The organism is Enterobacter sp. RHBSTW-01064, from assembly GCF_014103035.1.
Classification (GTDB): domain Bacteria; phylum Pseudomonadota; class Gammaproteobacteria; order Enterobacterales; family Enterobacteriaceae; genus Enterobacter; species Enterobacter mori.
Window position 1 is genome coordinate 530,061 of record NZ_JABXOU010000002.1, and the last position, 13,990, is coordinate 544,050.

A 13,990-nucleotide genomic window follows, 5' to 3' on the forward strand; every position below is an offset into this window, starting at 1 on the left:
CCGGCGGCTTAACAAGGCGTCCTGCCTGATAATAAACCCTCCGCCGAAGCGGAGGGCAAATGCTACCTTACTCGCCTTGTTCTGCGGCTGGCGCTTCTGGCGCAGCGGCAGGAGACTGCTCGGTTGCTTCTTTAATGCTCAGACGGATACGGCCCTGACGGTCAACTTCCAGAACCTTAACCGGCACTTCCTGACCCATCTGCAGGTAATCGGTCACTTTCTCAACGCGCTTGTCAGCGATCTGAGAGATGTGAACCAGACCTTCTTTACCGCCACCGATGGCAACGAATGCGCCAAAGTCAACGATACGGGTCACTTTACCGGCATAGATACGGCCCACTTCGATCTCTGCAGTGATCTCTTCGATGCGGCGGATAGCGAATTTCGCTTTTTCGCCGTCGGTCGCTGCGATCTTCACAGTACCGTCATCTTCGATTTCAATCGTGGTGCCAGTCTCTTCGGTCAGCGCACGGATTACGGAACCGCCCTTACCGATAACGTCTTTGATCTTGTCTGGATTGATCTTGATGGTGTGGATACGCGGAGCGAACTGAGAAATGTCGCCACGTGGCGCGTTAATCGCCTGTTCCATCACGCCCAGGATGTGCAGACGCGCACCTTTAGCCTGGTTCAGAGCAACCTGCATGATCTCTTTGGTGATACCTTCAATCTTGATATCCATCTGCAGCGCAGAGATACCTTCGCGGGAACCCGCGACTTTGAAGTCCATATCGCCCAGGTGGTCTTCGTCGCCCAGGATGTCAGACAGAACAACAAAGTTGTCGCCTTCTTTCACCAGACCCATAGCGATACCAGCCACAGCGGCTTTGATTGGTACGCCTGCATCCATCAGCGCCAGAGAGGCACCACACACGGAAGCCATGGAAGAAGAACCGTTAGATTCGGTGATTTCAGAAACCACACGCACGGTGTACGGGAATTTGTCAGCTTCTGGCATCACTGCCAGTACGCCGCGCTTCGCCAGACGACCGTGACCAATTTCACGACGCTTCGGCGAGCCAACCATACCGGTCTCACCTACGGAGTACGGAGGGAAGTTGTAGTGGAACAGGAAGCTGTCAGTACGCTCGCCCATCAGTTCGTCGATGTTCTGTGCGTCACGTGCGGTACCCAGGGTCGCGGTAACCAGCGCCTGTGTTTCGCCACGGGTGAACAGTGCGGAACCGTGAGTACGTGGCAGTACGCCAGTACGAACGTCCAGACCACGGATCATGTCTTTTTCGCGGCCATCGATACGCGGTTCGCCTGCCAGTACGCGGCTACGAACGGTGTTTTTCTCGATAGCGTGCAGAATTTCGCTCAGCTCGTTAGCATCCAGGGATTCATCTTCAGCCAACAGCGTCGCGATGGTTTCAGATTTGATGACGTCAACCTGAGCGTAACGCTCTTGTTTGTCGGTGATGCGGTATGCATCGCTCAGACGTGCGCCTGCCAGTGCAGCAACGCGTGCATTCAGCGCGTCGTTAACCGCTTCTGGCTGCCAGTCCCAACGTGGTTTACCGGCTTCTTTCACCAGGTCGTTGATGTTCTGGATAACGATCTGCTGCTGGTCGTGGCCAAATACCACAGCGCCCAGCATCTGGTCTTCGCTCAGCAGTTCAGCTTCGGATTCAACCATCAGAACCGCTGCTTCAGTACCGGCAACCACCAGGTCCAGCTTACTTTCTTTCAGCTCTTCCTGGGTTGGGTTCAGCACGTACTGGTCGTTGATGTAGCCAACGCGCGCGGCACCGATTGGGCCATTGAATGGAATACCAGACAGTGACAGGGCAGCAGATGCGCCGATCATAGCAACGATGTCCGGGTTAACCTGTGGGTTAACGGAAACAACGGTCGCGATAACCTGTACTTCGTTAACGAAGCCTTCCGGGAACAGTGGACGAACCGGGCGGTCAATCAGACGCGCGATCAGGGTTTCGCCTTCGCTTGGACGGCCTTCACGACGGAAGAAACCACCCGGGATTTTACCGGCAGCGTAGGTACGCTCCTGGTAGTTAACGGTCAGCGGGAAGAAGTCCTGACCTGGTTTAGCTTTTTTCTGGCCAACAACGGTAACGAATACCGCGGTGTCATCCATGCTTACCATAACGGCAGCAGTAGCCTGACGTGCCATCATGCCGGTTTCCAGCGTGACGGTATGTTGACCATACTGGAATTTACGAACGATCGGATTCAGCAAAGTTCTGTCCTTTCTTAAATGTATGACAGCACACCACAGGTGTGCTGACGATTTAACCCGACCTTCTTCGCATCCTCGCGACTAATGACAACCGACACCCCCATGGGTGAAGCCTCTCATTAGCCGCGCGAACCTCTGCAATGAAGATCATTTATAGCAACAATACAATAGTTTCCAGTGAATTGCTGCCGTCTGGTTGAAAAAAGGGGCCATCAGGCCCCCTTTTCTGAAACTCGCAAGACTTAGCGACGCAGACCCAGACGCTCGATCAGCGCGGTGTAACGTGCAACATCTTTACGTTTCAGGTAGTCGAGCAGTTTACGACGCTGAGAAACCATACGCAGCAGACCACGACGGCTGTGGTGATCTTTTTTGTGCTCTGCAAAGTGACCCTGCAGGTGGTTAATCTGTGCAGTCAGCAGTGCAACCTGAACTTCGGTAGAACCGCTGTCGTTAGTACCACGACCAAACTCAGAAACGATTTTAGCTTTAGCTTCAACGCTTAGAGACATTTTCAAACTCCAGAATATAAAGAATGTAAGGATGCCGATCTCTAATTCAGCAATCCCAGTATACGACCAACAAATTGTTAAACAATTTGCAGATCGTTAAGCGGCGATATTCTACTCGTCTCCCCTGCTTATCGCAAGGTGAGGTGTTATCGCCGTCACGCTTCGATCGGATACTCGACGACCAGACGACGCGGCGCAACGCGCCCTTCACCGTCCATTTCGCCCATACCGATGAATTTCCCGTCGTCACCTTCCGTCACGCGTACCAGCCCTTCAAGCGGCGCATCCGCCGTACGAACCGGGTTGCCGTTCTTAAAGTAAACGGACGATGTTAAAGGAAGATTAACGATCGGGAAGTCCGCCGCCGGACTGTCCATTGGCATCAGCAAGGGATCCAGCAATTCTGCTGGCGCTTTTCCCTGCACTTCCGCCTGTTCAACCAGCTCGCGAAGATGCTCAAGCGTCACCATGCGTTCGACCGGATACTTGCTGACAGCCAGACGACGCAAGTAAATCACATGCGCCCCGCAGCCCAGCTTTTCACCGAGGTCATCGATGATGGTACGAATATAGGTGCCTTTCGAACAGTGTACTTCCAGCTCCAGCTCATCGCCTTCATGGCGAATGAACAGCAGTTCATACACGGTAATCGGACGGGCTTCACGCGGAACGTCGATGCCCTGGCGCGCATATTCGTAGAGCTTCTTGCCCTGATATTTCAGCGCCGAATACATCGACGGCACCTGCATCGTGTCACCACGGAAGCTTTCCAGCGCCGCATCAAGCTGCTCTGCGCTGAAGGTCACCGGGCGCTCTTCGACTACCTGGCCATCCGCGTCGGAGGTATCCGTGCGCTGGCCCAGTTTAGCGATAACGCGATAACGCTTATCGGAATCCAGCAGATACTGGGAGAACTTTGTCGCCTCTCCCAGGCAGACCGGCAGCATACCGGTCGCCAGCGGATCCAGCGCGCCCGTATGGCCCGCACGGTTGGCGTTAAAAATACGCTTCACTTTTTGCAGTACGTCGTTGCTGGATGCGCCCTGCGGTTTATCCAGCAGCAGTACGCCATGCACGTCGCGACCGCGACGACGAGGACGACTCATCAGTCCTCCTTGCTGTCGTCCGCTGGGTTCACACGACGCTCATCGTCATGTTTCACCACGCTGGTCACCAGGTTGGACATGCGCATACCTTCTACCAGCGAGTTATCGTAGAAGAAGGTCAGCTCAGGCACGATACGCAGACGCATCGCTTTGCCGAGCAGAGAGCGGATGAAACCAGAAGCTTCCTGCAGCGCTTTAATGCCGTTTTTCACCGCGGCTTCGTCCTGATCGTTCAGGAAAGTCACGAACACTTTGGCATACGCCAGATCGCGGGACATCTCAACACCAGACACGGTGGTCATCATACCAATACGCGGGTCTTTAATTTCACGCTGCAGAATGAGTGCGATCTCTTTCTGCATTTCCTGCGCTACGCGCTGAGGGCGACCAAATTCTTTCGCCATAATAAATTCTCCAGACAAAAAAGGGGCTAAAAGCCCCTTTTAAAATTATTGCCGGGTGGCGCGAGGCGATCCCGGCTTACAATCGGTAATTAAGCGATGGTACGCTGAATTTCGATGATCTCGAACACTTCGATCATATCGCCAACGCGAACGTCGTTGTAGTTCTTCACGCCGATACCACATTCCATGCCGTTACGGACTTCGTTAACGTCATCTTTGAAGCGGCGCAGGGATTCCAGCTCGCCTTCGTAGATAACCACGTTGTCACGCAGTACGCGGATTGGGTTGTGACGCTTGATGTTACCTTCGGTAACCATACAGCCCGCGATCGCACCGAATTTCGGTGATTTGAACACGTCACGTACTTCAGCCAGACCGATGATCTGCTGTTTCAGCTCAGGAGACAGCATGCCGCTCATCGCTGCTTTCACTTCGTCGATCAGGTTATAGATGACGGAGTAGTAACGCAGATCCAGGCTTTCAGCTTCAATCACTTTACGCGCAGACGCATCCGCACGAACGTTGAAGCCAACCAGGATAGCGTTGGAGGCAGCAGCCAGGGTTGCGTCGGTTTCGGTGATACCACCTACGCCAGAACCGATGATCTTCACTTTCACTTCGTCGGTAGACAGTTTCAGCAAGGAGTCGGAGATCGCTTCCACAGAACCCTGAACGTCAGCTTTCAGAACAACGTTCACTTCGTGAACTTCGCCCTCGGTCATGTTCGCGAACATGTTCTCGAGTTTAGATTTCTGCTGACGAGCCAGTTTAACTTCACGGAATTTACCCTGACGATACAGTGCAACTTCACGCGCTTTCTTCTCGTCACGCACAACGGTCACTTCGTCACCGGCAGCCGGAACACCGGACAGGCCCAGGATTTCCACTGGAATGGACGGACCCGCTTCCAGGACTTCCTGACCCAGTTCGTTACGCATCGCACGAACGCGGCCGTATTCGAAACCACACAGAACGATGTCGCCTTTGTTCAGCGTGCCTTCGCGAACCAGAACGGTTGCAACCGGACCACGGCCTTTATCCAGGAAGGATTCGATAACCGCGCCGCTTGCCATACCTTTACGAACCGCTTTGAGCTCCAGAACTTCAGCCTGCAGCAGGATAGCGTTCAGCAGGTCGTCAATACCGGTACCCGCTTTTGCAGATACTGGGATGAACTGTGCTTCACCGCCCCACTCTTCCGGCATAACGCCGTACTGAGACAGTTCGTTCTTCACGCGATCCATATCGGCTTCTGGCTTATCGATTTTGTTGACTGCAACAACCAGAGGTACCTGCGCCGCTTTTGCGTGCTGGATAGCTTCAATGGTCTGTGGCATCACGCCATCGTCTGCCGCAACAACCAGTACAACGATATCCGTTGCCTGAGCACCACGAGCACGCATTGAGGTAAACGCTGCGTGGCCTGGGGTATCCAGGAAGGTGATCATGCCGTTTTCGGTTTCTACATGGTAAGCACCGATGTGCTGGGTAATACCACCCGCTTCGCCGGATGCCACTTTAGTAGAGCGAATGTAGTCAAGCAGAGAGGTTTTACCGTGGTCAACGTGACCCATGATGGTCACAACTGGTGCACGCGGTTCAGCCGCTGCGCCAGTGTCACGGTCGCTCATTACTGCTTCTTCCAGCTCGTTTTCACGACGCAGGATAACTTTGTGGCCCATCTCTTCAGCAACCAGCTGTGCGGTTTCCTGGTCGATGACCTGGTTGATGGTCGCCATTGCACCCAGCTTCATCATCGCTTTGATGACCTGAGAGCCTTTAACGGCCATCTTGTTCGCCAGATCGCCAACGGTGATGGTTTCACCAATCACAACGTCACGGTTAACGGCCTGAGCTGGCTTCTGGAAGCCCTGCTGCAGAGCGGAACCTTTACGCTTGCCGCCTTTACCACCGCGAACGGCTGCACGCGCTTCTTCACGGTCAGCTTTAGATTCAGCGTGCTTGTTACCTTTTTTCGCTGGACGCGCGGCTTTGGTGTTACGACCACGGCCACGGCCGCCTTCAACTTCACGGTCGTTGTCGTCTTCAGCCTGACGCGCGTGCTGAGAAGTGGTCACATGATAGTCGCTGGTGTCTTCAGTCGTTTCAGCGGTATTCACGCCATTCTTCTCGTTTTCTTCTGCCATACGGCGCGCTTCTTCAGCAACACGGCGAGCTTCTTCTTCCAGCTTACGGCGGGCTTCTTCTTCCGCTTTACGCTTCAGCTCGGCAGCTTCATTTTCACGGCGGGCTTTTTCAGCCTGGGCGGTTTTGGTCATTTCGTCTGTCTGTTGATTGCTCACTTTGTCTTTTTCCGCAGCGTCACGCTTCACTTTATCACTTGCGTCGCGTTTCGCTTTTTCTGCGGCCTCACGTTCAGCTTTTAATTCTGCTTCACGTTTGGCGGTTGCTTCCGCCGCACGCTGAGCTTGTTCTTCCGCTTCACGCTGTGCCTGCTCTTCCGCAGCAAGGCGTTCTGCCTCTTGCGGATCACGTTTTACAAAGGTGCGCGTCTTGCGGACTTCAATTTGTACCGATTTACTTTTGCCACCGGTACCAGGGATGTTTAACGTGCTACGCGTTTTGCGCTGCAGCGTTAACTTGTCAGGCGTAGAGCCGTGTTCACGGTTCAGGTGCGTTAACAAGGTTTGTTTTTCTTGCGCGGTCACCGAGTCATCAGCGGACTTCGGGATCCCTGCATCAGCAAATTGCTGTACCAGGCGGTCCACGGAGGTCTGAATCTCAGCAGCCAGCGATTTTACAGTTACATCAGTCATGCTGTTCCTTCCTGCTACAGTTTATTACGCTTCGTCGCCGAACCAGCAAATATTACGTGCGGCCATGATGAGCTCGCCGGCTTTCTCGTCGGTTAAACCTTCGATATCAGCCAGGTCATCAACGCCTTGCTCAGCGAGATCTTCCAGCGTACAAACACCACGGGCAGCCAGCTTGAACGCAATCGCACGATCAAGACCTTCCAGATTCAGCAGGTCATCAGCCGGCTTCTTATCGCCAAGGCTTTCTTCCTGAGCCAGTGCCAGGGTGGTCAGTGCGTTTTTAGCGCGTTCACGCAGGGCTTCAACAGTCTGTTCATCCAGACCGTCAATTTCCAGCAGCTCTTTCATTGGCACATAGGCCAGTTCTTCCAGCGTAGAGAAACCTTCTTCAACCAGAACAGTGGCGAAGTCTTCGTCAATATCCAGGTATTTAGTGAAGGTATCGATCGCCGCATGGGCTTCAGCCTGATGCTTAGCCTGCAGGTCATCAACGGTCATCACGTTGAGTTCCCAGCCGCTCAGCTGTGACGCCAGGCGTACGTTCTGACCGTTACGGCCGATTGCCTGCGCCAGGTTGCCCGCTTCAACAGCGATATCCATGGTGTGTTTGTCTTCGTCAACAACGATAGAGGCAACATCAGCTGGAGCCATTGCGTTGATCACGAACTGCGCCGGGTTGTCATCCCACAGAACGATATCAATACGTTCCCCGCCCAGCTCAGTAGACACTGCCTGGACACGCGCGCCGCGCATACCGACGCAAGCACCGACCGGGTCGATACGCTTGTCGTTGGTTTTCACCGCAATTTTCGCACGGGAGCCCGGATCGCGAGCCGCCGCTTTAATCTCAATAACTTCTTCACCGATTTCCGGTACTTCGATACGGAACAGTTCAACCAGCATTTCTGGTTTAGAACGGGTCACGAACAGCTGTGCACCACGCGCTTCAGGACGCACGGCGTACAGAACACCACGGATACGGTCGCCTGGACGGAAGTTTTCACGCGGCAGCATATCTTCGCGCAGGATTACGGCTTCAGCGTTACCCGGCATCCCTTCGGATTTGATCTCCAGCGAGATGTTGTCGCGGTTCACTTTCTTCACCACACCGGTGATGATTTCGCCTTCCTGATCGCGGAACTGATCGACAACTAGCGCGCGCTCGGCTTCGCGAACTTTCTGCACGATAACCTGTTTAGCGGTCTGGGTCGTGATACGGTCGAAGGTCACAGATTCAATCTGATCTTCAACGTACTCACCCACGTTCAGACTTTCGTCTTCATAACGCGCCGCTTCCAGCGTGATCTCTTTGGTCGGCTGGGTCACTTCTTCAACGATTACCCAACGACGGAATGTATCGAAGTCACCGCTTTTACGATCGATTTCTACGCGAACATCGATCTCTTGTTCATATTTTTTCTTGGTTGCTGTAGCCAGTGCACTTTCCAGCGCTTCGAAAATCTTCTCACGCGGCAGTGATTTCTCGTTGGAGACGGCTTCAACAACAGCCAAAATTTCTTTGTTCATCGCGGGCTTTTCACCTCAATCCAGACTGTTAAAAGTGGGGAACCAGGTTCGCCTTCTGGATATTACTCAGCGCGAACACTTCATCTTTGCCGTCGACTGTCACCGTGATCATTTCACCATCAACGGCTTTGATAATTCCCTGCCATTTACGGCGGTTCTGTACGGCCATACGCAGAACGAGAGCCACTTCTTCACCGGTAAAGCGCACATAGTGCTCGGCCGTGAACATCGGGCGATCGAGGCCAGGTGAGGAAACTTCCAGGTTGTACGCAACGGTAATCGGGTCTTCAACATCAAGAACCGCACTCACCTGGTGGCTAACATCAGCACAATCATCAACATTGATGCCATCTTCACTATCAATATAGATGCGCAGCGTCGATGTACGGCCGCGAACGAATTCGATGCCGACCAGTTCGTAGCCCAGTGCTTCGACCGGTGCAGTAATCATCTCTGTTAATTTTTGCTCTAATGTGGACAAGCCCACCCCCAAGACATAAAAAAAGGGCGTAAAGCCCAGTTATTCTGTAGTCAGATAACAAAAAACCCCGATAAATCGGGGCTTTAGATAACTGAACCCTATAGCCACAACTGTGGCCTGGAGCACTCTCCGAAAGAATTTTTTCAAATCCAGCTACGAAGGCTCTAAGTCTTCACAGTATATTTGAAAAAGAACTTTATGGGAAAGTGGTTGCGGGGGCCGGATTTGAACCGACGACCTTCGGGTTATGAGCCCGACGAGCTACCAGGCTGCTCCACCCCGCGCCTGAAACGTGGCAAATTCTACGCGTTTTAGGTAGAAAATGCAAATAATGCTGGGATTTGGTACCGAAGACGGGACGTAAAATCGGCGTTCAGTATATTGATAGTTGACCCCGCCTGTCAAGGCAACTTCCGCCAGATCGATTAGACCAAATTTTTTACAAAAAACGCATGAGTCTCTTCCGGTCTTCGGCAAAAGATGATTAAATGAATACTCACTTATTTTGCATAAAAATGCACAAGAGAGCGAAATCGGTCTCTAATCAGTCAATCAAGCAGGGTTTTATTATATGACGACGATTCTCAAGCATCTTCCGGTAGGACAACGTATTGGCATCGCTTTCTCAGGCGGCCTGGATACCAGCGCTGCACTGCTGTGGATGCGCCAAAAGGGAGCGGTTCCGTATGCATATACTGCGAACCTGGGACAGCCAGATGAGGAAGATTATGACGCGATCCCTCGTCGTGCCATGGAGTATGGCGCAGAGAACGCACGACTGATTGACTGCCGCAAACAGCTGGTAGCCGAAGGTATCGCTGCGATTCAGTGCGGTGCTTTTCATAACACCACTGGCGGCCTGACCTATTTCAATACCACTCCGCTGGGCCGCGCCGTGACGGGCACCATGCTGGTTGCCGCCATGAAAGAAGATGGCGTGAATATCTGGGGTGACGGCAGTACCTATAAAGGCAACGATATCGAACGTTTCTATCGTTATGGCCTGCTGACCAACGCCGAACTGCAGATTTACAAACCGTGGCTGGATACCGACTTCATCGACGAACTGGGTGGTCGTCATGAGATGTCTGAATTCATGATTGCCTGCGGTTTTGACTATAAGATGTCCGTCGAAAAAGCGTACTCCACCGACTCCAATATGCTGGGTGCAACGCACGAAGCGAAAGACCTGGAATTCCTGAACTCCAGCGTGAAGATCGTTAACCCGATCATGGGCGTGAAGTTCTGGGACGAGAACGTCAAAATTCAGGCTGAAGAAGTCACCGTACGCTTCGAGCGCGGCCATCCGGTTGCGCTGAACGGTAAAACGTTCTCAGACGACGTTGAGCTGATGCTGGAAGCTAACCGCATTGGCGGTCGTCACGGTCTGGGCATGAGCGATCAGATTGAAAACCGTATCATCGAAGCGAAAAGCCGTGGCATCTATGAAGCCCCGGGAATGGCGCTGCTGCACATCGCTTACGAGCGCCTGCTGACCGGTATTCATAACGAAGACACTATCGAACAGTATCACTCTCATGGTCGTCAGTTGGGTAAACTGCTGTACCAGGGCCGCTGGTTCGATCCGCAGGCGCTGATGCTGCGTGATGCACTGCAGCGTTGGGTGGCAAGCGCAATCACCGGTGAAGTAACGCTGGAACTGCGTCGCGGCAATGACTACTCCATCCTGAATACCGTGTCTGACAACCTGACCTATAAAGCAGAACGTCTGACCATGGAGAAAGGTGATTCGGTCTTCTCTCCGGATGACCGTATCGGTCAACTGACCATGCGTAACCTGGACATCACCGATACCCGCGAGAAGCTGTTCAACTATGTTGAGAATGGCCTGCTCTCCGCCAGTTCCGGTAACGGCCTGCCGCAGGTTGAAAACCTGGAACACAGCGATAAGAAGTAATAGTTACTCAGAAATGCAGAAGGCGCCCAATGGGCGCCTTTTTTATGCTCTTCGTAGGCCCGGTAAGCGCAGCGCCACCGGGCAACATGGCGGGTGGCGCTGCGCTTACCCGCCCTACAAAAGATCGGAGACAAACGATATACAGACGAAAAAAAAGACGTCTTGCGACGTCTTTCTTCTGGAATATTGGTACCGAGGATGGGACTCGAACCCACAAGCCCGTTAGGGCACTACCACCTCAAGGTAGCGTGTCTACCAATTCCACCACCTCGGTACTGAATACTTACTGCGGGATATCGCTGGTCGGCTTAGCCGGTGCAGTTGGCTGAGTTTGCTCAGTTTTCGCTGGCGCGCTCAGATTTTCCCACTCGCTTCCTTTACTGGTCTTGTTGCTGTTGATATTACCCAGCACCAGACTGATGATGAAGAACAGCGTAGCCAGAATCGCCGTTGTACGGGTCATGAAGTTCGCAGAACCACTTGAACCAAACAGCGTACCGGAAGCGCCTGCTCCGAAGGAGGCTCCCATATCAGCGCCTTTACCTTGCTGCAGCATGATCAGCGCTACAAGAGCGATGGCTACAATAAGGAAAATAACTAAAAGAGCTTCGTACATAATCAACCTGTTCCTTGCGGATTTGCCGCATACCAATGCTTCGACCAATTAGCAGGATTTTTGTTTCCCACTGAAGCGGGTGTGAATACTAACCAAAGCGAATGACCTTCGCAAGGGCATTTTCGACGCATTGTATCAACTGCGGAAAAAAACAGCAAAAAGCCATTAAATGCTTAAAACAAAGGCGGCAAGCGCCGCCTTTTTAAACACTTACTGTGAAAAGTTATGCAGCTTTCACCGCATCCGCGATGCGATGCGCGAATTCAGTCACCTGCGCTTCGTCTTCGCCTTCAACCATCACGCGAATCAGTGGCTCGGTACCCGATTTACGCAGCAGTACACGGCCACGATTGCCCAGGGCCGCTTCAACGTCAGCCATCACCGCTTTCACGTTGTCATTTTCAAGCGGATCGCCTTTACCCGCTGTGAAACGCACGTTAACGAGGATTTGCGGGAACATCTTCATACCGCTGCAGAGATCGTGCAGGCTCATATGGTTGCGCGCCATGGCAGCAACAACCTGCAGACCCGCCACGATGCCGTCACCGGTGGTGGTTTTATCGAGCAGGATCACGTGACCGGAGTTTTCCGCACCGATTCGCCAGCCCTTCTCCTGCAATTTTTCCAGCACATAGCGGTCTCCCACTTTCGCGCGGACAAACGGAATACCGAGCTGTTTCAGCGCCAGTTCCAGGCCCATGTTGCTCATCAGCGTACCTACCGCGCCGCCACGCAACTGCCCCTGACGCAGACCTTCACGTGCAATGATGTAGAGGATCTGATCGCCGTCGACCTTGTTACCTTCGTGGTCGACCATGATCACACGGTCACCGTCGCCATCGAGGGCAATACCCAGATCGGCTTTTTCCGCCAGCACGCGCGCCTGCAGGGCACGCACGTCCGTCGCCCCCACTTCTTCGTTGATGTTAAGACCATCCGGCTCACAGCCGATGGTGATGACTTTCGCACCCAACTCGCGGAAAACATTCGGAGCAATGTGGTAGGTCGCACCGTTTGCACAGTCCACCACAATTTTAAGATGGGCTAGACTCAGCTCATTCGGGAAGGTGCCTTTGCAGAATTCGATATAGCGACCCGCGGCATCGACGATACGGTTCGCTTTGCCCAGCTCAGCGGAGTCGACACAGGTGATCTCTTTTTCCATTTCCGCTTCAATGGCCTCTTCAACATCATCCGGCAGCTTGGTGCCGTCAATGGAGAAGAACTTGATGCCGTTGTCGTAGAACGGGTTATGAGAAGCCGAGATAACAATCCCCGCTTCCGCACGGAAGGTGCGCGTCAGGTAAGCCACAGCAGGCGTTGGCATTGGGCCTGTAAAGGAGGCAGAAAGCCCCGCAGCTGCCAGACCGGCTTCCAGCGCAGATTCCAGCATATAGCCTGAAATACGGGTGTCTTTACCGATGATGATCTTACGGGAACCATGACGTGCCAGCACCTTGCCAGCAGCCCAGCCCAGTTTCAGGACAAAATCAGGGGTGATTGGAGCATCGCCTACGCGCCCACGGATACCATCGGTACCAAAATATTTACGATTACTCATAGCGTTTGTTTTCCTTCGCTGCCAGTGTGGCTTCCACCACACGCATGGCTTCTACTGTTTCTTTTACGTCATGGACACGAATAATGTGCGCGCCTTGCATCGCTGCGATCACCGCGCAGGCCAGGCTACCACTCAGGCGTTCACTCGGCCCCACATTCAGCAACTGCCCAATCATCGACTTTCTCGACATCCCCACCAGCAACGGCAGGCCGAAGTGATGAAATTCTGATAAGCGCGCAAGCAGCGCATAATTGTGAGAGAGATTTTTACCGAAACCGAACCCCGGGTCGAGCAGCAATTTCTCTTTTGCGATACCCGCACGCTCGCAGCGCGCAATATGCTCAATAAAGAAGCGATTCACGTCGGCAAAGACATCGTCGTACTTCGGCGCTTCCTGCATGGTTTTCGGCTGCCCCTGCATGTGCATCAGGCAGACCGGTAGGCCAGTTTCCGCAGCCGCCTCCATCGCGCCAGGCTCAGTCAGTGAGCGAATGTCATTGATAATGTGAGCGCCCACTCTCGCCACTTCACGAATCACCTCAGGTTTCGACGTGTCAACGGAGATCCACACCTCAAATCGCTGAGCAATAGCCTCAACCACAGGCACCACGCGCGCCAGCTCTTCTTCCACAGAAACGTCCGCCGCGCCCGGGCGCGTCGATTCTCCACCGACATCAATGATGGTGGCACCTGCATTGATCATTAAATTTGCGTGCTTAACCGCCTCGATAAGCGTGTTATGCGTGCCGCCGTCAGAGAAGGAGTCAGGGGTAACATTCAGGATCCCCATCACATGCGGATGCGAGAGATCGAGATGCGAGTCCTGGGCGAAGAGTTTCATGGCTAAAATCCCTGGTATTTATAAGGTTTAACGGATAAGAAAAACCC

The 13,990-nt window shown here is 53.3% G+C and carries 11 protein-coding genes and 2 tRNA genes; 1 reads left to right on the forward strand and 12 read right to left on the reverse strand.

Annotation, left to right across the window (positions count from 1 at the left end):
- Positions 1-67 precede the first annotated feature (67 nt).
- From pnp to HV355_RS08465, 8 genes are all read right to left on the reverse strand, one after another.
- Positions 68-2,200 (reverse strand): polyribonucleotide nucleotidyltransferase, encoded by a 2,133-nt coding sequence (gene pnp / locus HV355_RS08430; RefSeq protein WP_089599830.1) that lies wholly within the window; start codon positions 2,198-2,200, stop codon positions 68-70.
- Positions 2,201-2,442: 242 nt separating this feature from the next.
- Complete coding sequence (gene rpsO / locus HV355_RS08435; RefSeq protein ID WP_003861789.1) at positions 2,443-2,712, reverse strand: 30S ribosomal protein S15; 270 nt, start codon at positions 2,710-2,712, stop codon at positions 2,443-2,445.
- 155 nt (positions 2,713-2,867) lie between these two features.
- On the reverse strand, positions 2,868-3,818 hold the full coding sequence (truB, locus tag HV355_RS08440) for a tRNA pseudouridine(55) synthase TruB (RefSeq protein ID WP_108416131.1): 951 nt from the start codon (positions 3,816-3,818) through the stop codon (positions 2,868-2,870).
- Positions 3,818-4,222, reverse strand: a complete 405-nt coding sequence (rbfA, locus tag HV355_RS08445) for a 30S ribosome-binding factor RbfA (protein ID WP_010435986.1) — start codon at positions 4,220-4,222, stop codon at positions 3,818-3,820. Before rbfA ends, truB begins: the two co-directional genes overlap by 1 nt.
- Positions 4,223-4,311: 89 nt before the next feature.
- Positions 4,312-6,999, reverse strand: coding sequence for a translation initiation factor IF-2 (gene infB / locus HV355_RS08450; protein ID WP_089599828.1), 2,688 nt, complete (start codon positions 6,997-6,999; stop codon positions 4,312-4,314).
- A 24-nt stretch (positions 7,000-7,023) separates the two neighbouring features.
- Complete coding sequence (gene nusA, locus HV355_RS08455; protein ID WP_089599826.1) at positions 7,024-8,526, reverse strand: transcription termination factor NusA; 1,503 nt, start codon at positions 8,524-8,526, stop codon at positions 7,024-7,026.
- Positions 8,527-8,554: 28 nt separating this feature from the next.
- A complete protein-coding gene (rimP, locus tag HV355_RS08460; protein WP_032639709.1) occupies positions 8,555-9,007 on the reverse strand; it encodes a ribosome maturation factor RimP in 453 nt (150 codons plus the stop codon).
- 207 nt (positions 9,008-9,214) lie between these two features.
- Positions 9,215-9,291, reverse strand: a tRNA-Met gene (locus HV355_RS08465).
- 287 nt (positions 9,292-9,578) lie between these two features.
- Between HV355_RS08465 and argG the strand changes: the two genes are divergently transcribed.
- On the forward strand, positions 9,579-10,925 hold the full coding sequence (argG, locus tag HV355_RS08470; RefSeq protein WP_006178761.1) for an argininosuccinate synthase: 1,347 nt from the start codon (positions 9,579-9,581) through the stop codon (positions 10,923-10,925).
- A gap of 187 nt (positions 10,926-11,112) precedes the next feature.
- Here the strand turns inward: argG and HV355_RS08475 are convergent.
- From HV355_RS08475 to folP, 4 genes are all read right to left on the reverse strand, one after another.
- Positions 11,113-11,199, reverse strand: a tRNA-Leu gene (locus tag HV355_RS08475).
- Positions 11,200-11,208: 9 nt separating this feature from the next.
- Complete coding sequence (gene secG / locus HV355_RS08480; RefSeq protein WP_182401618.1) at positions 11,209-11,541, reverse strand: preprotein translocase subunit SecG; 333 nt, start codon at positions 11,539-11,541, stop codon at positions 11,209-11,211.
- 223 nt (positions 11,542-11,764) lie between these two features.
- The gene (glmM, locus tag HV355_RS08485; RefSeq protein ID WP_010436000.1) at positions 11,765-13,102 is read right to left on the reverse strand and encodes a phosphoglucosamine mutase; all 1,338 of its coding nucleotides are present in this window, start codon (positions 13,100-13,102) and stop codon (positions 11,765-11,767) included.
- On the reverse strand, positions 13,095-13,943 hold the full coding sequence (folP, locus tag HV355_RS08490) for a dihydropteroate synthase (RefSeq protein WP_182401620.1): 849 nt from the start codon (positions 13,941-13,943) through the stop codon (positions 13,095-13,097). The genes glmM and folP overlap by 8 nt, the downstream gene beginning before the upstream one ends.
- Positions 13,944-13,990: the final 47 nt, after the last annotated feature.

What these genes read in the sequence shown, in the direction of transcription:
- rpsO (WP_003861789.1), bottom strand. Translation starts at nt 2,712, where the DNA reads ATGTCTCTAAGCGTTGAAGCTAAAGCTAAAATCGTTTCTGAGTTTGGT.
- truB (WP_108416131.1), bottom strand. Translation starts at nt 3,818, where the DNA reads ATGAGTCGTCCTCGTCGTCGCGGTCGCGACGTGCATGGCGTACTGCTG.
- rbfA (WP_010435986.1), bottom strand. Translation starts at nt 4,222, where the DNA reads ATGGCGAAAGAATTTGGTCGCCCTCAGCGCGTAGCGCAGGAAATGCAG.
- infB (WP_089599828.1), bottom strand. Translation starts at nt 6,999, where the DNA reads ATGACTGATGTAACTGTAAAATCGCTGGCTGCTGAGATTCAGACCTCC.
- nusA (WP_089599826.1), bottom strand. Translation starts at nt 8,526, where the DNA reads ATGAACAAAGAAATTTTGGCTGTTGTTGAAGCCGTCTCCAACGAGAAA.
- argG (WP_006178761.1), top strand. Translation starts at nt 9,579, where the DNA reads ATGACGACGATTCTCAAGCATCTTCCGGTAGGACAACGTATTGGCATC.
- secG (WP_182401618.1), bottom strand. Translation starts at nt 11,541, where the DNA reads ATGTACGAAGCTCTTTTAGTTATTTTCCTTATTGTAGCCATCGCTCTT.
- glmM (WP_010436000.1), bottom strand. Translation starts at nt 13,102, where the DNA reads ATGAGTAATCGTAAATATTTTGGTACCGATGGTATCCGTGGGCGCGTA.
- folP (WP_182401620.1), bottom strand. Translation starts at nt 13,943, where the DNA reads ATGAAACTCTTCGCCCAGGACTCGCATCTCGATCTCTCGCATCCGCAT.